Raw genomic sequence first — 22,776 nt, 5'->3', positions numbered from 1 at the left:
CACCATACCCGCCGGTATCCGCCTAGGATATTTCCCCACCGAATAGCAGGCGCAGCAGGTAACCCACCAGAAATGCCAGCGCCGCCGCCGCACTGCCCATCAGGAATGTCGTCACTCCCGAGCGCAGTAGCTGTTGCGAGTAGACCAGGCCTTTCAACATCCCGATCGCAAAGAAAATGAGCCCGGCGAGTATCCCGCTGGCAACAAACTGCGTCGGCAACGCCAATCCGGGCAGCACAAAGGGCAACAGCGGCAGCGTACCCGCGGCGACGAAGGCGGCGAAGGTAACCAGCGCAGAGGTCACCGGGCTGAAGCGCTCCAGGCTCAGGCCATATTCCTCGGCGAGCATCGTCTCCACCCACAGCTTGCGATTGGCGGTGATGGTGGTGACTATTTTTTCCAGCGTCGCACCACTGAAACCCTTGCTGGCAAATATCTGCCGAACCTCCTCGCGCTCCCCCTCCGGCACCAGCTTGATATGGCGCTCCTCGGTGCGCCTGGCCGCCTCGAGATGTTTGCGCTGGGCATCCACCGCCTCGTAGTTGCTCACCGCCATACTGAAGCCGTCCGCGAGCAGGTTGGCGAAGCCCATTACCAGTATTACCAGCGGAGAGAAGCCGGCACCGAAGGCGCCGGAGACAATGGCGAAAGTGGTGATACAGCCGTCGATGGCGCCCAGCACGAAATCCGAGACCTTCTGCGACTCCGGTTTCTGCGCCAGCCGCCTGGCGATATTTTCCGGGCTGTGCTCTTTCAGCAGGGCCTTCCGGCCGGTTTTTTTCATGCCCGACTCTCCGAGCGCCTTGCCGCAGCCGCTACTGCAGGAAACGGTGCATCACAAAGGCGTCCACCAGCCCTTTTTCGGCGTGGCGGAAGGCCTTGGGCAGGGTGCCGACAATCTCGAAACCCAGTTCCTCATACAGAGTCACCGCCGCCCGGTTGGTGCTGACCACGTAATTGAACTGCATCGCCAGGTAGTCGGCATCCTGGGCGCGGGCGATGCTGTGCTGTACCAGCGCGCGGCCGATGCCGCGCCCCTGCACCTCCGGCCGCACCAGGTAGGTAGCGCTGGCCACGTGGGAACCCAGGTCCGGATAGTTGGCACCGAGCTTGTACATACCCAGCAGGTGCACATCCTCCTCGGCCACGCAGGTGACCTGCCCGGGGCCAAACCAGTGGGCGCGGAAGGTGTCCCTGTCCATGGTGTCCGCAAAGGGCAGCGTGTCCCCGGTAGCGGTCACAGCGCGGAAGATGCCCCACATGGCTTCCAGGTCATCTTCCACCGCTTCGCGAATATGCATCGGCTCCCTCCGGGTACTTATTCGGTTCTCTACCTGACGATAAAACTGGTCCTGTCCACACCGGTATTGCCGGTCCTGGGATCATAGGCGTAGACGAGGATTTCGTAGACACCCGCTTCCGCGGCCTTCAGCGGCGCGCTGAAAGTGTTCATGGTGTCCTGCATCTTCAGCGGGACCGTCCTGTAAGTCTCGCCATCTCTCTTGACGATGGCGGCGACTTCGATCTGGCTGCCATCCCAGAGGCCGCCGTCGGTCAACGGGCAGCCACACATCATCACCACGTTGGCGCTTATCTCAAACGGGCTCTTGTCCACAGTCGTGTAAAAGTGCGTCTGCGGACTCAGCAGGTCGACCACAAAACCCGGTATCTCGACGATCAGGCCGTCACCGGCGATCGGCTTACCCGGCACCAGCCAGGTCTGTGTCTGCGCCAGGACCCGCGCCTGCTTCTTGATTGCGGGCGCCAGCACTTCCACCGTCAGAAAAACCGGCTCACTGATATCGAGTGTAGCCTCGAACCCGGCCGCGCCCCCGGTGATGGAGCCGTGGCGGCTGCGGGGCTCCTTCATGATCAGGTCGGTATTGCCGGTGCTGCCGCTGGTCAGGCCTTGGGCCAGTATCTCGCCGGTCTCGGCGTCGCGGATTACGACCTTGGCACCGCCGATGGAGGTGCCGATAAATTTCGCATCCTGCGCCTTGGCACGCACGACAATTTTGGTAGGCACGGCTTCGGCGGCGGCAACTGCCGCTGAGATTTGAAAGACGGCAATGGCCAGCAGCCATTTCAGGAGTTTCACACCCGGGTTCCTTTTTTATTTTTGCGGGCAGCAGCCGCAGTTTATTCGCTGCGATCGACGGCTCGGCGCTCGGCCGAGGTCAATTATTCCCCGACATCGCAAAAGTGCACTGGATGTACTTTACAGCCCCGCGGGAATTCGCATCACTATAACCAAGTCCAGAGACCTAATCACCGCCGCCGGGGAACCCGGGTCTGCGGTAACTCGCAATTCTGAATTGCGGGCTGAAACCCAGCTTCCGGTAGAGACCTTCCCCGGCGGCTGACGCCTGCAGGGTGACGAACTCGCCCCGCCACTCCCTGCAGGCAACCAGAATATCCCGCATCAAGGCTCCTGCAATACCCTGGCCCCGCTGCTCCGGCAATACCCCGACCTGGTGTACACCGATCACCGGCCCGGTCTTGAAGAGCAGGGCGGTGCCCAGGGGCACATTCCCCTTGCGGGCCAGCAGCAGTCGCGCGGCCGGGTGCCCGGCCAGCCGCTCGATTGCGGCGACATCTATCCGGTAGCCGAAGGCGAGGCCACAGCTCTCCGTCCAGGACTCCACCTGCGCCGGCGAAGTTACCGTTTCGATATGGAGTTCATTGCCGGGGCCGCCAGTCCAGCCGCCCAGGGGCAGATACATGGCCAACTGCTCCAGGCAGGTGTCAAAACTGTTTCTCTCCAGCGCCCGCTGCAGAGCGCTTTCCCTGTCGCCGGCTGCCCAGACCGGTACCATCGCCCGCGGCGGCAGCCGCGCCGGCAGCTCGTCGGCCACGGCGGCGGGTTCGCACTCCCAGTCGAACCAGTGGCGATCGGGCCAACCGGTGCAGGCGTGCATGCCCGGGGCGCCGCTGATCGCACTGGCGCCCATGGCCCGCCACAGGGCAGTCAGGTTGTCGATGTTCGCTTTATCCAGTGTACGCTTGTCCATGTTTATCACTCCCAGTTAATCAGTAAGATTCCCACCACCAGCGCCGACACCCCCAGGGCCCTGGTAGGATTGATGGGCTTGCCGGGCAGATCGAACCAACCGAAGTGGCTGGCGGCGACCGCAATCAGCATCTGCCCGGTAAGCGCGTAGGACATCATCGGCCCCACGCCCATCCTGGGAATCAGGAAATAGAACATCCCCACCCCGAAGGCGCTCAGGACGCCACCGAACCAGAGATAAAAAGGCACCGCCTGGATGGATTCCAGCTGCGGGTATTGGCGGGTGGAAACCAGCAGGACGAGCAGCGAGATCAACAGGCTGGTGGCGAAGGCGACGACGGTGCCTAGTTGGGAACTGCGCAGTAGCACACCCAGCTGTGCGTTCACGCTGGCCTGCACCGCGATGGCCGCGCCCGCGGCCAGCGCCAGTAACGGCAGATAGGCCACGGCTAGATCACCTTCACCATTTCGCGGTGCGCGAAGCGCACCTTCTCGAGGTAAGCGCTGCTGTCCTCCGGGTGGCGCAGACCGATGGCGCAGACCACCGCCGTGGCCAGCCCCTCTTCCGCCAGCCCCAGTTCCCTGTCGTAGCCCTCGGCCTCTATGCCACCCATGGGGCAACTGTCGATGTCCATCAGGGCGGCGCAGGTGAGCAGGTTTCCGAGGGCGATATAGGCCTGCTGGTGGGCCCACTCCATCCTCTGTGCCGGCGTCATGGCCGCCAACGCTGACTTGATATGTTCGGACATCCCTTTCAGCGTGTCCGCGGCCAGACCGCGCACCTCGGCGAGCCGCGCCATATAGCGGTCCACCATCCCGTCACCCACATCCACCTGCGCGGCGAAGACGATCAGGTGCGAGCAGTGCACTACCTTGTCCTGCCCCATCGAATGGGGCAGCAGTCGCCGGCGCACCGCTTCGGATTCCACCACCACCAACCGGTAGGGCTGCAGCCCATAGGAGGATGCGCTCATCCGGGTGGCGGTCAGGAGGTCCTGCAACTGTTCCTCGCCGATGCGCTCATCCGCAAACCGCCGCACCGCGTAGCGCCAGTCCAGTGCCCTCAATAAATCCATAGCCGTTCTCCCCTGTCTGTTCCGGTTCAATTCGATAGGCAGACAGCTTAGGGGGAGGGACCGGCGGATTCATTTACATAGGTTGATAGGCTAGCCCGAATATTGCACCGCCGGCCTCGCCCTCGCTTGATCTCTGCACGCTCAGCGCATTTTTGCGGCTAATACGTGCAATGAGCATGCATATACGCCGCAAAAATGCACTGAGCGCACAGACCTCGGCGCGATCATCGTGCCCTGCGGTGCAATATCCGGGCTAGAGTTTTTTTCTGATGCGACTTAGCTGCGTGGGGGTAATACCCAGGTGGGAGGCGATATGGTACTGGGGCAGCCGGCCCGCCAGTGCGGGGAAATCACGTAGGAAACGCCGGTAGCGGTGGGCGGCGTCCTCCTGGATTATCTCCACTTCGCGGGCGTCCTTGTGCAGCAGCCAGTTGGTTTCCAGATAGTGAATCTGGAACATTTTCAGGTCGTGCCGTTCCAAAAGCAGCTGTCGAAATCCCTTGAAGTGGATTTCCACCACGGTGGAATCTTCCAGCGCCTCTATGATGAACTGCGACGGCGTCGACTGCAGCAGCGCGGTCATGGCACCGGGGAATTTGCCCTCGTCGAAAAAGATTTTGTTGTACTCGTTGCCCTTGTCGTCCACGGTGAAGAGCCGGAACAGCCCGCTGTGGACGAAGGAGAAAGAGACGGGTACCTCGCCGGCGCGATAGAGATATTCGTGCTTCCGCAGCTCCCGGTAGGTGCAGATTTCCGCGAAAGACGACCAGGTCTCCGCGGACAGTGGATAGTAGGAACACATCGCATTTTTCAGGGCACTGAAGGCCGGCGCCTTCCCATTCACTGGGCTGGCACCAGTCGGTAGAGGCCGCCGTCGCTGCTGTCGCTGAGCAGGTAAAGATAGCCATCCGCACCCTGGCGCACATCGCGGATACGGCCCAACTCTCCCTCGAGTAGTTCCTCGGTGTCGACAACCTCCCCATCGCGCAACACCAGTCGCAGCAGCTTCTCACTGCCAAGACCGCCGGCGAGCAGGTTGCCCTTCCACCCGGGAAAGTAATTGCTGTCCACCTGGGCGAGCCCCGAGGGAGCGAAACGGCCGCTGTAGATATGTTTCGCGTCGCGCACGCCCGGCATCGACGGCACGCCGATGGGTTGCCCACTGCCGTAGTCCTTACTGCGCGTGGCCACCGGCCAGCCGTAGTTGGCGCCCGCCTCGATCAGGTTCAGTTCGTCGCCGGTCAGCGCGGCGTGTTCGCTGGCCCAGATACGGCCGTCATCGGCTACCACCAGTCCCTGGATATTGCGGTTGCCGAAACTGTAGATTTCGTCCAGGCCGCTCTCGTCGCCGGCGAAGGGATTGTCCGCCGGCGCCGCGCCTGTCGCTGTCAGGCGCAGCACGCTGCCAGCATGGTCGCGCCTGTCCTGGGCGCGCTCGGGCGTCACGCCTCTATCGCCGACGGTCATCAGCAGGGTGCCGTCACCGCGCCAGGCCAGCCGCGAGCCGTAGTGGCGCCCCGGGTGGGAGTAGCGATCCTGCGCGAACAACTCCTCGAATTCCACCAGTGCCGCGCCCTTCAGCTTCGCGCGCGCCAAGGCCGTGGCGGTGCCCTTTTCGCCGGGTTTGGAATAGGTCATGTAGATCCAGTCGTGGTGGCTGTCGCCATACTGCGGATGCAACGCCAGGTCCAGCAGGCCGCCCTGGCCCAGCGCCGATACCTGCGGCACGCCGTCGAGATATTTGACCTGGCCGTCCTCGATCAGCGCCAGGCGGCCGCGGCGCTCGCTGACCAGGAAACGACCGTCCGGCAGTGGTGCCACCGCCCAGGGGTGGTGCAGGCCGGAGGCCAGCCGCACAATCCGAAAATCGTGCGCTGCACTATCGATTTTCTGCTCCACCACCTCAGACGCGCCCGCCGCAGCAGCAACAAAACCCAGCGCTGTGAGCGCCAGCCGGCGACAGAGATTTTTCACGGTTACTTTCATTGCATTCTCCCGTAAAACCGATGCGTATTTTGTGGCTGAATATTTCAGGTCGGGGAACCGAAGAATCCCGTAAAGTATTCAAATCCCAGCCCCGCCCAGATCAGGGCGCCGATCAGGATCCACAGGTAATTTGCCGGCGTCAATTCCGCATTGCTCTCTCCCTGCGGGTCATCGCAGGCCACGTTGATCTCCTGCTGGGCGCAGTAGAGTATCCAGACAAAAAGTGGAAACAGGGCCAGGCTGACCAGATCGAGCAGCGTGTAGTGGGTCACTGCACCCGCCAGCCCGTCGGCGAGCAGCCCTATTATCGAAAACAGGATATAGGATGCGGCCATCCAGCCCGGATACCATTTGATATCGCGGCCACTATGGCGAATGCTGCTGGCGACTTTCCCAAACAGGGAATAGACGAAAATCAGAGAGAAAATGGCCCGCATTACCGGCAGTATCTTCACTCCGTGCCGCATCCGGTACAGGCTCCAGTTCCTGTAGAACCAGTAGAGTTCATACAGGCCGAAGGTGGCGATCATCAGTATCAGGAATTTGGGACTGGAGACCACATAAAACTCGCGCGCGGCCCCGGCTTCCGGCTCGCCGAGATCCGCCTCCGGCGCGCGGTAGATATCGGTTTCCATATTGCCCCCCAAATTATTTTTAGAACGCATTGCCCCCGATCCTGTATCGGGCATATGCCAGGCCCGTCAAAACTAACTGGATCGGCAGGTGAATACCAGATTACCAACCCAATGAACGAAACAGGCCGGGCAATGCCCGGCCTGTTTCGATTTGGATCAGCTCAAATGCGGCTCATTGACCGCCCTTGACCTGCTCCACCCAGTCGTTGACCCGCTCCTCCAACATCGGCAGCGGCAGGGCGCCGGCGCCGAGTACCGTGTCGTGGAAGCCGCGGATATCGAACTTGTCACCCAGCTGTTCCTTCGCCTGCGCGCGCAGCTCGAGGATTTTCAGCATGCCGATCTTGTAGGAGGTGGCCTGGCCCGGCAGGGTCAGGTAGCGACGCACCTCGGAGCGCACGGCGCCCTCCGGGATGGCGGAGTTCTCGAGGAAGTACTCCACCGCCTGATCCTGGCTCCAGCCCTTGGCGTGCATGCCAGTGTCCACCACCAGGCGGATGGCGCGCCACATTTCCGCAGTCAGGCGACCGAAGTTCTTGTAGGGATCCTGGAACTGGCCCATCTCCTTGGAGAGCTTCTCCGAGTAGAGTGCCCAGCCCTCGATGTAGGGGGTGAAATGCGCCTGGGTGCGGAACTGCGGTATACCCTCCAGTTCCTGGGCAATGGAGATCTGCATATGGTGACCGGGGCTGCCCTCGTGGTAGGTCACCGTTTCCATATCGGTGGTCGACAGAGCGCTCATGTCGGACATATGCACATAGTAGGTGCCGGGGCGCGAGCCGTCGGGCGTGCCGGGCTGGTAGTGCTGGGCACCGCCGGGCACTTCGCGGAAGGGCTCGACGCGCTTCACCACCAGTTTGGCCTTGGGCAGTATGCCGAAGTACTCCGGCAGCTTCTTCTCGATATCGTCGAGGAAGCCCCGCGTCTCAGTCAGGTAGCCCTCGCGACCCTCGTCGGTGTTGGGGTAGTAGAACTGGTCGTCGGTGCGGATAAAGGTGAAGAATTCCTGCAGGTTGCCGTCGAAGCCCACCTGCTCCTTGATCCCTTCCATTTCCTTGCGGATACGGGCCACTTCGTCCAGGCCTATCTGGTGCACCTGGTCGGCGGTCAGGTCGAGGGTGGTGTAGTTGGCCAGGCGGTTGTTGTAGAAGGCCTCACCGTTCGGCAGGCTGGAGGCGCCCTGTGGCTCCTCGCTGGCGTTGGCCTTGTCTTCCTGAATCCAGGCAATATAGGCATCGAGGGCCGGCTTGAAGTTATCCTTCAGGCCATTTTCCACCTGGGCCTGGAATTCCGCCGCGGCCTTCTCGTCAATCTTGCCGTCTTTCTGCAGCGCTGCGATCTTGCCCTTGGCATCGGCGTAGAGCGGGGCCTCCCCCTCGCCACCGAAAGGCGCACCGGAGATGACTTTCTGCGCGCGCTCCATGGCCAGGTCATAGGCGAAGCGCGGCGGGCGGATACCGTCCTTGGCGGACAGCTGGGCGCGCTCGAGCAACTGGTTCATGGCGCGGCTGAGACCGTCGATACGGGCGATATACGCCTGCATGTCCTCGGCGGACTCCACCTTGTGAATATTGATCAGGAAATTGGGCAGGTAGGCTTCGGGCCCGCCCAGCTCACCGGCGAAATAGCCGTGGCGCTTGAAGGGCTCGGCGGCCTTGTCCTGCTCGTACTGGAAGACCCACAGGTCGTAGGACTCCTTGCCGGCGGGAGAGAGTTTGTCGTAATCGAAGTTCTTTTTCAGCTCCTCGACGCTCTTGGCCTTCCAGGCCAGCTCGCGCGCATCGGCCGCTTCGCTCATATCGTCGATCTGGTCGTATTGATCCTTGCGCCCCAGGTAGGAGAGCTGAATCGGGCTGAACTGCAGCTCTTCCTCGTAGCGCTCATCGAACCACTCGGTCAGGCGTTGCGTTTCCGCGGCGGGATCTGCGGCGCTGTCTTTGCTGGCGTCGGCAGTGGCGGCATTCTGGCCTGCCAGCGCGTTGGCGCCGGCTTCCGGAGCCTCTTCGCGCTGGCAGCCGCCGAGTATGGCGAGGGCTAACAGGCTGGGGATGAGTGGGTTGTGCAGCTTTTTGGGCATCTTTGTATCTCGATCAGTTTTTGAGCAAAAAAAACGCCGGTAACTTTGACACGAAATCGCCGGAGTGTCGATTCGAGCGTCCCGCCAACCCGGAGCGATTGCGCCGAGCCGACGGAATTGCAGGATCAAGTTTCGTCGCTATCGCTACCGGCGCCGAGTCTCCCGCGGCCCTCCGGTGCCTGGTTGATGATATGCAGCTCCCGCTGCGGGAAGGGAATGCTGAGGCCCGCCGCCTCCAATGCCGGTTTCAGTTGCTTCATCAGCGACCAGTAGACATCCCAATAATCCGCGTTACTGGCCCAGGCGCGCAGGTGCAGGTCGACCGAGTTGTCCGCCAGTGCGCGCACCGCGTAGCTGGGTACCGGGTCGGCGAGGATGCGCGGCTCCTCCGCCACCAGGCGGCGCAGCACATTCATGCCCGTCTCTATATCGTCGCCGTAGGCGATGCTGGCCACTATCTCCATGCGGCGGGTGGCGTTGCGACTGTAGTTGATCAGCGTCTGGCCCCAGATGGCACTGTTGGGAGCGCTGACCCTCAGGCCGTCGACGGTATCCAGTTCGGTGGTAAACAGGCCCACCTGGCGCACAGTGCCCAGCGTATCGCCGAACTGGATGGTCTCGCCGACGCGAAAGGGGCGCAGGCCCAACAGAATGAAACCGGCGGCGATATTCTGCAGTGTGTCCTTCAGGGCCAGGCCCACCGCCAGGCCGGCGGCGCCCAGCAGCGCGATCAGGCTGGTGGTGTTGACGCCGAACTTGTCCAGTATCACCAGCAGGCCGACGATATAGACGGCCCACACGGCGATATTGCTCAGCACCGGAATCAGGGTCGCGTCCAGGCGGTTGGATAGCCGGTGCACTCCGCGGCGCGCCAGGCGCGCGGCAATGACGGTCAGTACGAGGATCAGGACCGCGGAGGCCAGTGCAATCAGGCCGCTCTGGAATTGCGGCCAAAAATCTTTCGTCAGTTCGTTGAAATCCATTTGAAGGCCATCTTCTCTTGTGTGAATTCAGTCAGCCGCTAGAGTAAATTCTTTGCCGCCGCCTCGTCGACACACTGCCGGTGTGCGGGGCAGCCGACCAGGTGATCATTGACCATGCCGGTGGCCTGCATATGCGCGTACATGATGGTGGAGCCGACGAAGCTGAAACCGGCTTTTTTTAGCGCTTTGCTCATGGCATCGGACTCGGGTGTACTGGCGGGCACCTGCGCCAGGCTGCGGTGGCGGTTCACCCGCACGCGGCCGTCGGTAAACTGCCACAGGAATTCGCACAGACTGGTGCCGCTGTCGCGCAGTGCCAGTGTCGCGCGGGCATTTTTCACCGCCGACGCCACCTTCAGGCGGTTGCGGACAATACCCGGGTCCTGCAACAGCTTGTCGATTTTCCCCGGCGTATAGCGCGCGATTTTTTCCACGTCGAAGTTGTCGAAGGCCGCACGGTAGTTCTCGCGCTTGTTCAGCACCGTGATCCAGGACAAGCCGGCCTGGGCGCCCTCCAGAATCAGAAACTCGAACAGGATCGCGTCGTCGGTAACCGGGCGACCCCACTCCTCGTCGTGATATTGCTGATAGAGGGGAGTGCCCAGGCACCAGCCACAGCGTTTTTCTTCCATCGGGTCTCCTTTTCCCCCGTAGGGTGCGCCGTGGGCACCGAAAAATATTCTGGTGCGCGCGGCGCACCCTACGCCGGGAAGAAATAGTGCTGGACCAGCTGCAGTACCAGCAACAACATGACCAGGATAAAAACGATATTGCCGCGATTCACGCCGTCGCCTCCAGCAGCCCGCGCTCCAGCAGCCAGGCGTGGCTCTCGCGCAGCATCTCGTCCAGGCTGGCGCTCGCATCGTAACCCAGTTCGCGCTGCGCCTTGTCACTGCGCGCGACGACCCGGCGCGTGATCATGGCGGCCTTCTCCGGGGTCACCGCCGGCTCCCGGCCGGTAATCCGCGAGCAGACGTCGTAGGCGCGCGCCAGCGCGCGCACCGCGAAGGCCGGCGTGGTGCGCCGCGGTACCGGTTTGCCCACCAGCGCCGCGATGCGGCCGAAAAATTCCAGGAAGCTGGCATCGGTGCCGGCGAGAATATAATTTTCTCCGCAACGCCCGCGATGAAAGGCGTTGATATGGGCGCGCACCACGGCGCCGGCGTGGCAGAAGGAGCCGGCACCCGGCGGCACGCCCGGCAGCCGCTCCTCCGCGATCAGGAAAAAGGTCTGCGCCCAGTTACCGGAATCGTACTTGCCGACGATGGCGCAGGGGTTCAGGAAGACCGCGTCCAGGCCCTGGGCGATTTCCGCGCGCACCGCCTCTTCCGCGCGCTTCTTGCTGTACAGGTAGTGGTGGCGCGGATCATCGGCCAGCTTGGGGCTGTCCTCGCTGATGGCGTCGCGGTGGTAGCCGTAGGCGGATATGGAGCTGGTCACTATCATGCGCCCCGCCCTGTCCCCCGAGGCGAAGGTCTCCCTGGCTACGCGGGCAATATTCGCCGAGCCCTCAACGTTGTCGCGCCACTGCTGGCCGTTGCCGCCACGCCACATATTGGTATTGGCGGCCAGGTGGAATACCGCATCGATATTTTCCGGCACGGCATCGCGCAGCGAGTCGACATCCGTCAGCGACGCCTCGACCAGCGCCACGCCCTTTTCCTGCAGAAATCGGGTGTCGGAACCGCGGCGGTGCATCGCGGTTACGCGCCAGCCGTCATCGAGCAGCTGCTCGATCAGGTTGGCACCCAGGAAGCCGGTGCCACCGGTGACGAATGCGTGCATGGCCCTCTCTCCAATCGTTTATATGAGATCTGTCCTTTTGTGGGGGCAGTCGTCTAATCTAGGGGATTTCCGCAGTGGGCGCCAGAGTGCGCGGGAGGTCGAATTGAAGGGGCTGATACAGAGAGTGCGCCACGCGCGCGTGGAAGTGAACGGGGAAACGGTCGGCGCCATCGACCGCGGCCTGCTGCTGCTGCTGGGTGTCGAGGCCACCGACGACCGCGACAGCGCCGACAAATTGCTGCACAAGGTGCTGCACTACCGGGTGTTCGGCGACGAGCAGGGGCGCATGAACCTGAACCTGCAGCAGGCGGCGGGCGGCCTGCTGGTGGTGAGCCAGTTCACCCTGGTGGCGGACACGGCCAGGGGGCTGAGGCCCAGTTTCAGCCGCGGCGCCACGCCGCAGCAGGCGGAGGAACTCTACGATTACTTCGCCGAGCGGGCGCGGGCTCAGTTCGCACCCGTGGCCTGCGGCGTGTTTGCCGCCGACATGCAGGTCTCGCTGCTGAACGACGGGCCGGTGACTTTCCTACTGGAAAGCTGAGTGCCGGATTCCCTGTAGCGGGCGGACAGCTGCTGCAACTGCGCCTTGCGCGCCTCGCTGTCCAGCTCGCCCAGCCGCTCCACGGCCTCGTAGAAGTCGTTCCAGCCATCACTCTCCCGGTACAGCTGGCGGAAGGCCGGCACCTGGGACTGGTACTCGGCCGCCAGCGCCAGGGTGGCGTTGTTGGTCTTCTCGATATAGGCGCGGTAGCGCTCTGGGTTGGGCCAGTCCGCCGACAGCTGCCGATAGCAGTGGCGCAGGCGGGCCAGGGTGGCGGCCTTCTGCGCACGCTTATCACTGTCCGGGATTTTCGCCTCGTAGATCCGTTGCAATCGCTTGCGCGTCGCCGTCATCAGCTGCCTCACCGCCAGTGCCTGGGCCCTGGCATCCGCCGGGACGCCGCTCAGCCCCTGGCGGCGGCGCCAGTCCGGCAGCGCCAGTTCCGACACGGCGGTGGCGAAACTCTCGTTGAACTGGGTGTCACCGGAGATATACACGCGCCGGTGAGCCAGCTCGTGAAACAGCAGTCCCGCCAGCCGATCCGGCGACCAGTTGACGAAGCTGGACAGCACCGGGTCGTCGAACCAGCCCAGGGTGCTGTAGGCGGGTACGGGCCCCAGGTAGATATCGTAGCCTTCGTTTAACAATTCCTGCGCCTTGGCGCGCGCGGCGGCCTTGCGAAAATAGCCGCGGTAGCTGGCGCAACCGGCGATCGGGTAGCACCAGCGCTTCGGCTTCAGGGATAGCTCCTCCGCCGCCAGCACATTCCACACCGGGTAGTCCTCGTCGAGCTTCACATAGGCACCGTAGGCCCTGCCCACCGGCAGCTGCAGCTCGCCATCGGCGTAGGCGCGGATGGACTGCACCAGGCGCAACTGCCCCTGCAGCTTTTCCTCCGTCCCTGCCGCCGCCACCACCTGCTCGATTGGCTGGCGCGCGGCCAGGATGCGCCATTGGCCGGTGACCGCCTGGGTGTAATAGCCCGCCGTTTCGCAGCCGCCCAGCAACAGCAGTGCGCAAGCCGCAGCGGCGGCCCGCGATGTCAGGAATGCGATTGTACGACCGATGCTGATATACACTCTTAGTCCAGATGGATTTACCGAAATAGATCGAGGTTTATGGCATGGAGCCGGCAGCCGCTGGTACCGGTATGGCGCCCGTCGCCGCCGTCCTGACTGTGTTCGCGCTGGTCTTCGCCTTTATCGGCTGGCTGCGCCTGCTGCGCGCCGGTTTTCGCGAGAACACTGTCACGGGGCTGATCGCCTTTTTCCTGCCACCGCTGGCACTGCTGATACTGCTGCCCCTGTGGCCCCGGGAACGGGAGATGTTCCTGCTCGCCGGGGCTGCGCTGCTCTTCTTCTGCGCGGCACAGGTTCTTTAGCTTTACTGCCGCAGCTGCGCCTATTCTAGACTGCAATCGGCGCCGGGCTCGATCCGGGTGCCCTGGCGGCGGTACGCGATAGGTCACAGGGGCGCCAGAGCATTTTCGCCTCAGGGGACGGGGGAAAGCCGCGACAACCAAATCACTATGGCGACACTTTTCGCCCGCTGCCACTGCGCGGCGGAATTTTTCCTAGGTCGCGCTATCCAAGTAGGCGCTAACGGCTCGTTTGTTTCTGCGAGGAATGTCCAGTATGTCCCGATTCAATGCCAGCACCCTCACCGCCGGCCTGTTTGTACTGGTGTCGGCGGTCGCCTGCGAACACGGGGATAGCGGCTTCCAGGCGGAGATCAAAAAGGTGGACTACCTCTGCGAAAACGGCCAGCGGCTGCAGCTCAAGTATGTAACGCCGCACGATGGCGAACCGGGGCTGGCGACGCTGACTTATCGCAACGCCATTGTGCCGATGCACCAGGAGCGCGCCGCCTCCGGGGTGCTCTACGTGGCCGACAAGGGACAGCCGGGTTACCGCTGGCATACCAAGGGGGAAGGAGGCGTGCTGCTGATGCACTCACTCGGCAACGGCGAAGAGGAAGTCGTGCTGCGGGACTGCCGCAGCACGGAAACCCGGAATGAGGGAAACTAGTTTTCCTGAGGGGTCGCGGCGCTAAACAACGCGTCCGCCAATACCCAACCCGCTATCAGGCGCTCTCTTCCCTGGGCGAGGATTTTATCCAGCGCCCCAGCAGAATACCCACCTCGAACAGCAGCCACATGGGGATCGCCAGCAGGGACTGGGAGATCACGTCCGGCGGCGTCAGCAGCATGCCCATCACGAAGCAGCCGACGATCACGTAGGCGCGCTTGCTCGCCAGTGTCTTGGCGTCCACGGCGCCACTCCAGATCAGCAGCACCGTGGCGATGGGAATCTCGAAGGCGAAACCGAAGGCGAAGAAGAGTTTCAACACCAGGTCCAGGTAGCGGCTGATATCCGGTAATACCTTGATATCCGCGTGGGCGGAGCTGACGAAGAATTCGAAGATGATCGGGAAGACCACATAGTAGGCGAAGGCCATACCTGCGTAGAAGAGCAGAACACTGGAGACCACTAATGGCACGGCGAAGCGCTTTTCCTTCTGGTACAGCCCGGGGGCGATAAAGGCCCAGGCCTGGTAGAGCACGAAAGGTATGGCGATAAAGAAGGCCAGTACGAAGGTGGTCTTGAAGGGGGTGAAGAAGGGCGAGGTGACCTCGGTGGCGATCATGCCCGCGCCCTCCACCAGGCGCTCCTGCAGCGGGTCAGCGACGAAGTCGTAGATATCCGCGGCGAAGGGCACCATGCAGGCGAATATCGCCACCACCACCAACAGGGTGCGCAACAGGCGGTCGCGCAGCTCTATCAGGTGATCGATAAAGGGCTGCTGACTGTCCTGATGACTATCTTGATCGGGCTGATGGCCATCTTGATTGGGCTGATGGCTCTCGTTTCCGCGCTGGTCGCTCATGTCACTGCTTGTCCTTCGCTCAGGGCTGCTTGTCTTTTTCCTGCGGCGTTTTTTCAGGGGGCAGGTCTTTGGCGGCATGGGCGGCGTGATCCGGGTGGTGGGGATTCAGCTCCGGGTCGCCGTAGTCGTGCCAGTGCTCCGGGTACTCAGGATCCTGCAGTTCCTCGGCGTCCTCGTCCTGTTCCGGCAGGTAGTCGTCCGCGTCATCTGTCGGGTGACTGGCGTCGTGGACCGGTTCCGGTTGCGGCGAGGGCGGAGTCGAAGGCACCTTTTCCTTTTCGCTGTCCAACTCAGTGAAGGCCTGCTCCATCTCCCGGCGGCTCTCCTCCAGCTCGCGCATGATGCGCTCGTTGTGCAGTTCGCGGCGGATATCGTCGGCGCCCACCTCTTTTTCCAGTTCCTCGCGTGCATTGTGCAGGGTGCGCTTGAGGCCGGACCACCAGCGCGCGGTGGTGCGGATTGCATCCGGCAACCGCTCCGGACCCACGACAAGCAGGCCGACGATGCCGACCAACAGCAGTTCAAAGAAGCCGATATCAAACACGGGCCGCTACTCGCAATCTGTTCATGCCGGAATTATTTGTCCTGGGACTGCTTGTCCTTTTCCTTTGCGGATTCCTTCTGTGGCGGCTTTTCCTGCTCGTCGTGCTCCAGCTTCTCGGGCTCTTTTTCCTCTTCCTTGTCTTTTTCCTCTTCGCCCTTCATCGCTTTCTTGAAGCCCTTGATGGCGCCGCCCAGGTCACCGCCCAGATTGCGCAGGCGCTTGGTGCCGAACAGCAGCAGCACAATCACCAGGATAATCACCAGTTGCCAGATACTAATTCCACCGAATCCCATGATTTTCTCCAGATCAATCGCGGCCATCGGCCGCTCCTAGGGGGTTAATCTTTTGTGCGCGAGGCCTTCTCTTCCAGCCCCGAGAGGCCGAAGCGGCGCGCCAGCTCATTCAGTACATCCTGTGAATCCGCACCCAGGTGCGAGAGCATCACCAGGGAGTGGAACCAGAGGTCGGCGGTCTCGTATATCACCGCCTGGCGGTCACCGCCGCGCTCCGCATCCTTGGCGGCGAGGATGACCTCGGTGGCCTCCTCGCCGATTTTTTCCAGAATCTTGTTCAGGCCCTTGGTGTGCAGGCTGGCCACATAGGAGCCGCCGGCATCGCCCTCGCGTTTGCGGCTTTCCAGTACCGCGTCCAGTTGCTGCAGCAGGTCGCTCATAACTCGGGTGACTCGTAGATGGCTTGCGGACTCTTGATCACCGGCTGTGACTCCTGCCACTCGCCGTCGGCGAGCAGGCGGAAGAAGCAGCTGGCCCGCCCCGTGTGACAGGCGATGCCGCCCTGTTGTTCCACCAGCAGCAGCACCGTATCGCCATCGCAGTCGAGACGAATCTCGCGCACCTGCTGCAGGTGCCCGGAGGACTCGCCCTTGCGCCACAGCTTGTTGCGCGATCGCGACCAGTAGACGGCGTAGCCCTCGCTGGCGGTGATGGCCAGTGACTCGCGGTTCATCCACGCCATCATCAGTATGCGCCCGGTCTTGAAATCCTGCGCTATGGCGGGCACCAGTCCGTCGCCGTTCCAGCTGACCTGGTCGATGAAGCCGTCACTCGTATCTGCGGTACTCAATGTCTCTTCCTTCAGACTTCCTATTGTAGGTTGGTAAAGCTCAACCTTGGGTGGTGCGCGCGGCGCACCCTACGGCCAGAGCAATAGCGCCAGGGCGGCGACACCCATGGCCCAGGCCGCCGGGGGCAGCTGTGCGGTCAGCTCGGGCGCGGCCAGGGCGGTGGCGCCGGCGGCCAGCAGTACGCCGGCAACCCGGCGCAGGTACTGACGGCGGCCGCGGCGCTGGCTCTGGGCCAGCTTGTCGCCGATGGTATCCAGGTGCGGCGCCAGCTCGCGGGCCTGCTCCAGCGACGAGAAGACCATCTGCGGCAGCTGCGGAAACTTCTCCAGCCACTCGGGACCGTAGCGCTTGATCTCGCCGACGATGGTCTTCGGGTGGATGCGCTCGCGCATCCAGCGCTCCAAAAATGGATGGGCAGTCTTCCACAGATCCAGCTGCGGATAAAGCTGTCGCCCCAGACCCTCGATATTGAGCAGCGTCTTCTGCAGCAGCACCAGCTGCGGCTGCACGGCCATATCGAACCGCCGCGCCGTCTGGAACAGGCTGATCAATACCCGCGCGAAGGAGATCTCGCCCAGGGGCTTCTCGAAAATCGGCTCGCACACGGCGCGGATCGCCGCCTCGAAACTGTTCACCGGCGTGTCGCGCCGCACCCAGCCACTCTGCACATGCAGCTCCGCCACCATGCGGTAGTCGCGGCGGAACATGGCCAGCAGGTTGCGCGCCAGGTAGTACTGGTCCTCGCGGGTCAGGCTGCCGACGATGGCGGTGTCGATGGCGATGTACTGGGGTCGGCGCGGATTACTGCGCGACACGAAGATATTGCCCGGGTGCATGTCGGCGTGGAAGAAATTGTGCTCGAACACCTGCTTGAAGAAGATCTCCACGCCGCGCACGGCGAGCAGTTTCATGTCGGTGTCCTGCGCCTGCAACTGCCGCACATCGGTCACCGGAATACCGTCGATGCGCTCCAGCACCAGCACATTCTCGCGCGTGTAATCCCAGTAGACCTCGGGAATATACAGCAGCGGCGAGTTGGCAAAGTTGCGCTTCAGCTGAGTGCCGTTGGCGGCCTCGCGCACCAGGTCCAGCTCCCCCTCGATGGTGTGGCGATAGTCCTCCACCACCTCCACCGGGCGGAAGCGGCGCCCGTCGGGCACCCAGCGCTCTATCCAGCCGGCGAACATGTTCAGCAGGCGCAGGTCCTGCTCGATTACCCTGTCGATCCCCGGGCGCAGCACCTTGACCACCACCGACTCGCCGGAACGCAGCACGGCGCCGTGCACCTGGGCCACCGAGGCCGAGGCCAGCGGCTGCCGGTCAAAGCTCGCGAACAGCTCATCGACGCTGCCACCCAGCGCCTTCTCGACCAGCCCCACACACTGCTCACTGGGGAAGGGCGGCACCCGGTCCTGCAGCCGGTCCAGCTCCTCGACGATATCCGGCGGCAACAGGTCCGGGCGGGTCGACAGCAGCTGGCCGAACTTGACGAAAATCGGCCCCAGCTCCTCCAGCGCGCGGCGCAGCCGCTCACCGCGGCCCAGCGTGGATTTCGGCAACAGCCTGAGCGGACTCAGCAGGCCGCGCAGCCACAGGGGTTGGCGCGACAGCGGCAACAGCTGGTCGAGCCGGTAGCGCAGGACGACCCGCGCGATGGTAAAACTGCGTGCGACTGGCAAGGCTATTCCGCCCCCCGCCGCGCAAATTTTTCTTTCAGCAGATTGACCCGCGCCTCCAGCCGCTCAGTGGCCAGGGACAGATCCCGCAGGTCATCGACGAAGGCCTCGAATTGCGCCCGCGGCGGCGTCAGCCGCCACTCCTCGCTGACAGCCTCGGCGGCGGCGACGGGCGCGCGGCCCAGGTTGTCACGCAGCCAGCCGGACACACCGCGCAGCGCCTCGCCGATGCCGTGCGCCGGCACATCGCCGGCCAGCTGCGCGATCGGCGCCTCCCAGTCGATATCCAGGTCGCGCATTATCGACTGCAGCTCCGCCAGCAGCGCACTGGAACCGCTGACGCTGACACCGACGCCGGCCGGCGTCGCCGCCGGATCGCGCAGCAGGCGCACCAGGGCGATGGCGGAGCCGGACAGGCGGGTGGAAATCTCCCCCTCCCAGTGGCGGTGCACGCACACCCGCTCGCCCTCTACGCCCAGGCAGAAAGTCATCTGCGGCGCGGTCAGGTCCAGCTCCAGCGCTTTGCCGTCCAGCTTTTGCAGGCGCGCGCGGGTGGCCGGGTCGTAATTCAGCGCGGTGTTGATCGCGGTTTCCAGCGCGGCGTCGAAGCCGGCGCGAAATGTGGGGTCAGTCATAGCGTGGTCGCAATAGAAATGGGGTCTCTGTGGGAGCCTGCCCTGCAGGCGATTGCGTCGCGGGCAGGGCCCGCTCCCACAAGGGCGCTGCTCGCGTCAGGGTTTAATGCCCTTGTGCAGCGCCACAATACCGCCGGTCATATTGTGGAACTCGCAGTCCACAAAACCGGCGTCGCCCATCATCTGCTTCAGGGTCTCCTGGTCCGGGTGCATGCGGATGCTCTCCGCCAGGTAGCGGTAGCTGTCGGCATCGTCAGCCACCAGCTTGCCCATAAACGGCAACAGGCGGAAGGAATACTGGTCGTAGACTTTTTCCAGCAGCTTCGACTGCGGCTTGGAAAACTCCAGCACCAGCAGGCGGCCGCCGGGCTTCAATACGCGCAACATGGAGCGCAGCGCCAGATCCTTGTCGGTGACATTGCGCAGGCCGAAGGCGATGGTGATGCAGTCGAAAGTATTGTCGGGGAAGGGCAGGTACTGGGCGTCCGCCTGCACCGGCACCACATTGCCGGCGATGCCGCGGTCCAGCAGCCGGTCGCGGCCCACTTTCAGCATCGACTCGTTGATATCCGCCAGCACCACCTGGCCCTCGGCGCCGACGATGCGCGAGAAGCGCGCGGTCAGGTCGCCAGTGCCGCCGGCGATATCCAGGATCGTCTGGCCCTTTCTAGCGCCGGATAACTCGATGGTAAAGCGCTTCCACAGGCGGTGGATGCCCCCGGACATCAGGTCGTTCATCACATCGTAGCGCGCCGCCACCGAGTGGAAAACGTCCGCCACGCGCCCCGCCTTTTCATCCACCGAGACCTCTTGGTAGCCGAAGTGGGTGGTCTTGCGATCCTTCATGCTGTGCCTGTTGCGTAAATTCAGGGGCGCTATTGTACATCGGCCGGCCCCCGCCGGCACCGCCGCTCACTAAACTTAGTGAACGCCACCGAGGAGCGGCCATGGCCTACTGTTTGAGCAGCAACCACCCCCTGGCCCGGACCCTGCGCGACACGGCGCGCGGGGAAGTGGCCGCTGCGCTGGCGGACCTGGAGAAGCTGCCGGAAGAGGAGGCAGTGCACCAGCTGCGCAAGCACTGCAAGAAGCAGCGCGCGCTGCTGCGCCTGGTGCGCAGCGAGATCGGCGACCTCTACCGCTACGAGAACGCCCACTACCGCACCCTGGCCAACGCCCTCGCCGGCAGCCGCGACGCCGTGTCGATGCGCGATGCGCTGCTGGCACTGGCGCCCGCCGGCAGTTATCCACAGGTGCAGGAATTCTTGGAGATGCGCGCCCACAGCCAGCGGGACCCGGGTGCGCTGGAGGACACAAGTGCGCTGCTGCAACAGGGCGGCGAGCGCATCGGCGACTGGCCGCTGGATCGGCTGCAATGGAAGCAGGCGCGCAGGGGCTACAGGAAATACTACCGCCGGGCCCACAGGGCGATGAAAGTGGCCCTGGCCGGGGAGGACCCGGCCAGCTTCCACGAATTCCGCAAGCGGGTGAAGGACCACTGGTACCACAGCCGCCTGCTGGAAGAAAAATACAAAGATGCGGTCGTGTCGCGCTGCCAGCCGCTGAAAGAACTCGCCCAGGCCCTGGGCGACTGGCGCGACCTGCGCCTGCTGTGCCGCCTGCTCGGCGAGCACAGCGGGGAACTTTCCGGCGAACTGATACCGCTGCTGGATGCCGCACAGGAGCGGCTCGACGCACTGCGCCGGGAAATCGAGCGGCTGGGCCGGAAACTCTTCGCCGACAGGAAATTCTCATTCGACGACGATTGATACCTTTACTCCTACAGCCTTCCATCCCCACAAACCGCATTTATCCGCGCCCAACGCGAAAGTTTTGGCATAATCGCTGTAGAGTAATGCTCAAAAAGGGAGATGCGGCCAATATGCTGGAATGGCTCAACACACATATCGCCTACTGGCACTGGCTGGTTCTCGGCCTGCTGCTGGTCACGGCGGAAATTTTCGTTTCCGGATTCGTTCTCTTCTGGTTCGGCCTCGCGGCCCTGCTGATCGGGGTACTGACCCTGGCGGTGGACATGCCCTTCACCCTGCAACTGATTCTCTGGGCCTTCGCCTCCGTCGCCTTCCTGGTGATCTGGGTCAAGAGTATCAAGCCCCGCTGGAAGGACCGCAGCCTGTCCGGCATGGGGGCCGAGGCGCTGATGGGACAAGTGGGCCTGGTACTCGAATCCAACGCCGGTCGCAACCGCGGCCGACTCAAATTCCCCGCGCCCATCCTGGGCGAGGAGGAGTGGCTGTTTATCTGCACCGAGGAAGTCGCCATCGGCGACCGGGTGAAGGTGACAGATATCTCCGGCAATTCGCTGATCGTCACCCGCACCTGATTGCTGGCTGGCACTTAATAACCGCTTACACCCGCAACTCGATCCAGGCACAAATCAGTCCCCTCTCCCCCCGGGGACAAATCCGCCGGGAGCGGATTTGGGCAGCTTTAGCTGGCCGAAGGCCGAGCGCCATGGATGGCGCGAGTCACTGGGTTAGGGAGAGGGGCCCGCCCAAGCGGGAAGAGCAGAACAACTACGAAACTTTCAAATAACGTCTAAGAGGAAAAACAGCAGTGGAAGGTTTATCGGTCATTCTGGCACTGGTAGTGCTCATCGTCGTCACCATCGCCATGGGCGTACGCATAGTGCCACAGGGGTCCAAACATATCGTCCAGCGCCTGGGCAAATACCAGAAAACACTGACACCGGGCATGAACGTGATCATCCCCTACGTGGACCAGGTGCCCTACAAGGTGACCACCAAGGACATAGTGCTGGATATCCCCTCCCAGGAAGTGATCACCCAGGACAACGCCACCATAATTGCCAACGCCGTGGCCTACATCAATATCGTCTCGCCGGAGAAGGCGGTGTACGGCGTCGAGGACTATGAGATCGCCATCCAGAACCTGGTGCAGACGGCGCTGCGCTCCATCGTCGGCGAGATGTCACTGGACGCGGCGCTGTCGTCCCGCGACCTGATCAAGGCAAAACTGAAAGAGGGCATCTCCGACGATATCGCCGACTGGGGCATCAACCTGAAGACCGTCGAGATCCAGGATATCAATCCGTCGCAGACAATGCAGAAGGCCATGGAAGAGCAGGCCGCCGCCGAACGCCAGCGCCGCGCCACCGTCACCCGCGCCGAGGGCGAGAAGCAGGCCGCCATCCTCGAAGCCGACGGCCGCCTGGAAGCCTCCAAGCGCGACGCCAAGGCCCAAGTAGTTCTGGCCGACGCCAGCCGCGAGGCCATCGAACGTGTCTCCTCCGCCATCGGTGACAAGGAGATGCCGGTGATGTACCTGCTGGGCGAGCGTTATATCGGTGCGCTGTCGGAGTTGTCGCAATCTGACAATGCCAAGAATGTGATCTTGCCGGCGGATTTGCCGCAGGCGGTTAAGGGTTTGCTGAATCGGTAGGAGAGTTGTACCCCTGTGTCAGGACATGCCGTCGCCTCCAGCGAAGCAAGAAAATAAACAGGGCGGCAAACGTCAATACAGGCCCGCCAACCGCCGAATTAAAGAGCCATAGGCTCCTATTTACGGAAAGCGTTACGTAAGTTATTGATTTTTCGTGAGGTTAGTTGCGTTCAAAGGCCAAGTATATAATCAGGCGACATTAGGTTGGGGCTTTATAATTCTGGTCAAAACTTGATCGCAACTAGGTAAGTCATTGATTTCTGAAAAGATTTAGATCCCTGGTTTTGGAAGAGCCAGGAAATAGCAGCCAAGGAGATATAAAGCCCCTGGCTTTTGAATAAACTGTTAGAGCTCATGAAGAAATACATTGTTTTGTTGATCGTACTACTAATTTCAGGTGCAGCAGAAGCTACAGCCTTGCGAGGCGTATCTATT

At 62.7% G+C, this 22,776-nt stretch carries 29 protein-coding genes; 6 read left to right on the top strand and 23 right to left on the bottom strand.

Annotated features, from left to right (window positions below; genetic code table 11):
* Window positions 1-22: 22 nt before the first annotated feature.
* The 13 genes from IG627_RS18820 to IG627_RS18760 all read right to left on the bottom strand — a co-directional run bounded on the left by IG627_RS18820 (window position 23) and on the right by IG627_RS18760 (window position 11,552).
* Window positions 23-784 (bottom strand): VIT1/CCC1 transporter family protein, encoded by a 762-nt coding sequence (locus IG627_RS18820; RefSeq protein ID WP_193194530.1) that lies wholly within the window; start codon window positions 782-784, stop codon window positions 23-25.
* A 31-nt stretch (window positions 785-815) separates the two neighbouring features.
* Window positions 816-1,301, bottom strand: a complete 486-nt coding sequence (locus IG627_RS18815; RefSeq protein ID WP_193194528.1) for a GNAT family N-acetyltransferase — start codon at window positions 1,299-1,301, stop codon at window positions 816-818.
* Window positions 1,302-1,330: 29 nt separating this feature from the next.
* Window positions 1,331-2,098 (bottom strand): hypothetical protein, encoded by a 768-nt coding sequence (locus IG627_RS18810; RefSeq protein ID WP_319024612.1) that lies wholly within the window; start codon window positions 2,096-2,098, stop codon window positions 1,331-1,333.
* A 166-nt stretch (window positions 2,099-2,264) separates the two neighbouring features.
* A complete protein-coding gene (locus IG627_RS18805; RefSeq protein WP_193194526.1) occupies window positions 2,265-3,011 on the bottom strand; it encodes a GNAT family N-acetyltransferase in 747 nt (248 codons plus the stop codon).
* Between the two features lie 5 nt (window positions 3,012-3,016).
* Window positions 3,017-3,457, bottom strand: a complete 441-nt coding sequence (locus IG627_RS18800; protein WP_193194524.1) for a DMT family transporter — start codon at window positions 3,455-3,457, stop codon at window positions 3,017-3,019.
* Between the two features lie 2 nt (window positions 3,458-3,459).
* Window positions 3,460-4,086: an NAD(P)H-dependent oxidoreductase gene (locus IG627_RS18795; RefSeq protein WP_193194522.1), complete on the bottom strand. Its 627-nt coding sequence runs from the start codon at window positions 4,084-4,086 to the stop codon at window positions 3,460-3,462.
* 253 nt (window positions 4,087-4,339) lie between these two features.
* Window positions 4,340-4,888 carry a Crp/Fnr family transcriptional regulator gene (locus tag IG627_RS18790; protein WP_193194562.1) on the bottom strand — a complete coding sequence of 183 codons (549 nt, stop codon included), beginning with the start codon at window positions 4,886-4,888 and terminating at the stop codon, window positions 4,340-4,342.
* A gap of 38 nt (window positions 4,889-4,926) precedes the next feature.
* A complete protein-coding gene (locus IG627_RS18785) occupies window positions 4,927-6,072 on the bottom strand; it encodes a PQQ-dependent sugar dehydrogenase (protein ID WP_193194520.1) in 1,146 nt (381 codons plus the stop codon).
* A gap of 44 nt (window positions 6,073-6,116) precedes the next feature.
* Window positions 6,117-6,737, bottom strand: a complete 621-nt coding sequence (locus IG627_RS18780) for a hypothetical protein (protein WP_193194518.1) — start codon at window positions 6,735-6,737, stop codon at window positions 6,117-6,119.
* A 142-nt stretch (window positions 6,738-6,879) separates the two neighbouring features.
* Window positions 6,880-8,784 carry a DUF885 domain-containing protein gene (locus tag IG627_RS18775; RefSeq protein ID WP_193194515.1) on the bottom strand — a complete coding sequence of 635 codons (1,905 nt, stop codon included), beginning with the start codon at window positions 8,782-8,784 and terminating at the stop codon, window positions 6,880-6,882.
* Between the two features lie 125 nt (window positions 8,785-8,909).
* A complete protein-coding gene (locus tag IG627_RS18770; RefSeq protein ID WP_193194513.1) occupies window positions 8,910-9,767 on the bottom strand; it encodes a mechanosensitive ion channel family protein in 858 nt (285 codons plus the stop codon).
* 38 nt (window positions 9,768-9,805) lie between these two features.
* A complete protein-coding gene (locus IG627_RS18765; protein ID WP_193194511.1) occupies window positions 9,806-10,399 on the bottom strand; it encodes a DNA-3-methyladenine glycosylase I in 594 nt (197 codons plus the stop codon).
* A 148-nt stretch (window positions 10,400-10,547) separates the two neighbouring features.
* Entirely contained in the window at window positions 10,548-11,552 is a 1,005-nt protein-coding gene (locus IG627_RS18760; protein ID WP_193194509.1) for an NAD-dependent epimerase/dehydratase family protein, read from the bottom strand.
* 103 nt (window positions 11,553-11,655) lie between these two features.
* On the opposite strand from IG627_RS18760, the gene dtd reads away from it, so the two are divergent.
* A complete protein-coding gene (gene dtd, locus IG627_RS18755) occupies window positions 11,656-12,093 on the top strand; it encodes a D-aminoacyl-tRNA deacylase (RefSeq protein ID WP_193194507.1) in 438 nt (145 codons plus the stop codon).
* Here dtd and IG627_RS18750 read toward each other — a convergent pair.
* Window positions 12,000-13,172 carry an aminopeptidase gene (locus tag IG627_RS18750; RefSeq protein ID WP_319024611.1) on the bottom strand — a complete coding sequence of 391 codons (1,173 nt, stop codon included), beginning with the start codon at window positions 13,170-13,172 and terminating at the stop codon, window positions 12,000-12,002. The genes dtd and IG627_RS18750 overlap by 94 nt on opposite strands.
* 44 nt (window positions 13,173-13,216) lie before the next feature.
* On the opposite strand from IG627_RS18750, the gene IG627_RS18745 reads away from it, so the two are divergent.
* Entirely contained in the window at window positions 13,217-13,474 is a 258-nt protein-coding gene (locus IG627_RS18745; protein ID WP_193194505.1) for a hypothetical protein, read from the top strand.
* Between the two features lie 253 nt (window positions 13,475-13,727).
* Window positions 13,728-14,120 (top strand): MliC family protein, encoded by a 393-nt coding sequence (locus tag IG627_RS18740; protein WP_193194503.1) that lies wholly within the window; start codon window positions 13,728-13,730, stop codon window positions 14,118-14,120.
* A 55-nt stretch (window positions 14,121-14,175) separates the two neighbouring features.
* Here IG627_RS18740 and tatC read toward each other — a convergent pair whose 3' ends face one another.
* The 8 genes from tatC to ubiE all read right to left on the bottom strand — a co-directional run bounded on the left by tatC (window position 14,176) and on the right by ubiE (window position 19,764).
* Window positions 14,176-14,979, bottom strand: coding sequence for a twin-arginine translocase subunit TatC (gene tatC, locus IG627_RS18735; protein WP_193194501.1), 804 nt, complete (start codon window positions 14,977-14,979; stop codon window positions 14,176-14,178).
* Window positions 14,980-14,998: 19 nt separating this feature from the next.
* Window positions 14,999-15,523 carry a Sec-independent protein translocase protein TatB gene (tatB, locus tag IG627_RS18730; RefSeq protein WP_193194499.1) on the bottom strand — a complete coding sequence of 175 codons (525 nt, stop codon included), beginning with the start codon at window positions 15,521-15,523 and terminating at the stop codon, window positions 14,999-15,001.
* A 32-nt stretch (window positions 15,524-15,555) separates the two neighbouring features.
* Window positions 15,556-15,816, bottom strand: a complete 261-nt coding sequence (gene tatA, locus IG627_RS18725) for a Sec-independent protein translocase subunit TatA (protein ID WP_193194558.1) — start codon at window positions 15,814-15,816, stop codon at window positions 15,556-15,558.
* Between the two features lie 44 nt (window positions 15,817-15,860).
* Entirely contained in the window at window positions 15,861-16,196 is a 336-nt protein-coding gene (locus IG627_RS18720) for a phosphoribosyl-ATP diphosphatase (protein WP_193194497.1), read from the bottom strand.
* Window positions 16,193-16,606: a phosphoribosyl-AMP cyclohydrolase gene (gene hisI, locus IG627_RS18715; protein WP_193194495.1), complete on the bottom strand. Its 414-nt coding sequence runs from the start codon at window positions 16,604-16,606 to the stop codon at window positions 16,193-16,195. The genes IG627_RS18720 and hisI overlap by 4 nt, the downstream gene beginning before the upstream one ends.
* 69 nt (window positions 16,607-16,675) lie before the next feature.
* Window positions 16,676-18,286: a ubiquinone biosynthesis regulatory protein kinase UbiB gene (gene ubiB / locus IG627_RS18710; RefSeq protein ID WP_193194493.1), complete on the bottom strand. Its 1,611-nt coding sequence runs from the start codon at window positions 18,284-18,286 to the stop codon at window positions 16,676-16,678.
* A 2-nt stretch (window positions 18,287-18,288) separates the two neighbouring features.
* Entirely contained in the window at window positions 18,289-18,918 is a 630-nt protein-coding gene (locus tag IG627_RS18705) for a ubiquinone biosynthesis accessory factor UbiJ (RefSeq protein ID WP_193194491.1), read from the bottom strand.
* Between the two features lie 96 nt (window positions 18,919-19,014).
* Window positions 19,015-19,764, bottom strand: coding sequence for a bifunctional demethylmenaquinone methyltransferase/2-methoxy-6-polyprenyl-1,4-benzoquinol methylase UbiE (ubiE, locus tag IG627_RS18700; protein ID WP_193194489.1), 750 nt, complete (start codon window positions 19,762-19,764; stop codon window positions 19,015-19,017).
* A 101-nt stretch (window positions 19,765-19,865) separates the two neighbouring features.
* Here ubiE and IG627_RS18695 point away from each other — a divergent pair, with 101 nt between their 5' ends.
* The 3 genes from IG627_RS18695 (at window position 19,866) to IG627_RS18685 (ending at window position 22,341) form a co-directional block, all read left to right on the top strand.
* Complete coding sequence (locus tag IG627_RS18695; RefSeq protein WP_193194487.1) at window positions 19,866-20,687, top strand: CHAD domain-containing protein; 822 nt, start codon at window positions 19,866-19,868, stop codon at window positions 20,685-20,687.
* 86 nt (window positions 20,688-20,773) lie between these two features.
* A complete protein-coding gene (locus IG627_RS18690) occupies window positions 20,774-21,262 on the top strand; it encodes an NfeD family protein (RefSeq protein WP_226865440.1) in 489 nt (162 codons plus the stop codon).
* Between the two features lie 233 nt (window positions 21,263-21,495).
* Window positions 21,496-22,341: an SPFH domain-containing protein gene (locus IG627_RS18685; RefSeq protein ID WP_193194485.1), complete on the top strand. Its 846-nt coding sequence runs from the start codon at window positions 21,496-21,498 to the stop codon at window positions 22,339-22,341.
* A gap of 224 nt (window positions 22,342-22,565) precedes the next feature.
* Here IG627_RS18685 and IG627_RS20950 read toward each other — a convergent pair.
* Window positions 22,566-22,776: hypothetical protein (locus IG627_RS20950; protein WP_226865439.1), on the bottom strand; the 211-nt coding region annotated here is incomplete at its 5' end.

Origin of the sequence: Microbulbifer taiwanensis (genome assembly GCF_014904815.1) — a bacterium.
Classification (GTDB): Bacteria; Pseudomonadota; Gammaproteobacteria; order Pseudomonadales; family Cellvibrionaceae; genus Microbulbifer; species Microbulbifer taiwanensis.
This window is presented reverse-complemented; position numbering and strand designations above follow the sequence as displayed.

Coding starts and splice junctions, on each gene's coding strand:
- IG627_RS18820 (WP_193194530.1), bottom strand. CDS start 784: ATGAAAAAAACCGGCCGGAAGGCCCTGCTGAAAGAGCACAGCCCGGAA.
- IG627_RS18815 (WP_193194528.1), bottom strand. CDS start 1,301: ATGCATATTCGCGAAGCGGTGGAAGATGACCTGGAAGCCATGTGGGGC.
- IG627_RS18805 (WP_193194526.1), bottom strand. CDS start 3,011: ATGGACAAGCGTACACTGGATAAAGCGAACATCGACAACCTGACTGCC.
- IG627_RS18795 (WP_193194522.1), bottom strand. CDS start 4,086: ATGGATTTATTGAGGGCACTGGACTGGCGCTACGCGGTGCGGCGGTTT.
- IG627_RS18790 (WP_193194562.1), bottom strand. CDS start 4,888: ATGTGTTCCTACTATCCACTGTCCGCGGAGACCTGGTCGTCTTTCGCG.
- IG627_RS18785 (WP_193194520.1), bottom strand. CDS start 6,072: ATGAAAGTAACCGTGAAAAATCTCTGTCGCCGGCTGGCGCTCACAGCG.
- IG627_RS18780 (WP_193194518.1), bottom strand. CDS start 6,737: ATGCGTTCTAAAAATAATTTGGGGGGCAATATGGAAACCGATATCTAC.
- IG627_RS18775 (WP_193194515.1), bottom strand. CDS start 8,784: ATGCCCAAAAAGCTGCACAACCCACTCATCCCCAGCCTGTTAGCCCTC.
- IG627_RS18770 (WP_193194513.1), bottom strand. CDS start 9,767: ATGGATTTCAACGAACTGACGAAAGATTTTTGGCCGCAATTCCAGAGC.
- IG627_RS18765 (WP_193194511.1), bottom strand. CDS start 10,399: ATGGAAGAAAAACGCTGTGGCTGGTGCCTGGGCACTCCCCTCTATCAG.
- IG627_RS18760 (WP_193194509.1), bottom strand. CDS start 11,552: ATGCACGCATTCGTCACCGGTGGCACCGGCTTCCTGGGTGCCAACCTG.
- IG627_RS18745 (WP_193194505.1), top strand. CDS start 13,217: ATGGAGCCGGCAGCCGCTGGTACCGGTATGGCGCCCGTCGCCGCCGTC.
- IG627_RS18740 (WP_193194503.1), top strand. CDS start 13,728: ATGTCCCGATTCAATGCCAGCACCCTCACCGCCGGCCTGTTTGTACTG.
- tatC (WP_193194501.1), bottom strand. CDS start 14,979: ATGAGCGACCAGCGCGGAAACGAGAGCCATCAGCCCAATCAAGATGGC.
- tatA (WP_193194558.1), bottom strand. CDS start 15,816: ATGGGATTCGGTGGAATTAGTATCTGGCAACTGGTGATTATCCTGGTG.
- IG627_RS18720 (WP_193194497.1), bottom strand. CDS start 16,196: ATGAGCGACCTGCTGCAGCAACTGGACGCGGTACTGGAAAGCCGCAAA.
- IG627_RS18705 (WP_193194491.1), bottom strand. CDS start 18,918: ATGACTGACCCCACATTTCGCGCCGGCTTCGACGCCGCGCTGGAAACC.
- ubiE (WP_193194489.1), bottom strand. CDS start 19,764: ATGAAGGATCGCAAGACCACCCACTTCGGCTACCAAGAGGTCTCGGTG.
- IG627_RS18695 (WP_193194487.1), top strand. CDS start 19,866: ATGGCCTACTGTTTGAGCAGCAACCACCCCCTGGCCCGGACCCTGCGC.
- IG627_RS18690 (WP_226865440.1), top strand. CDS start 20,774: ATGCTCAAAAAGGGAGATGCGGCCAATATGCTGGAATGGCTCAACACA.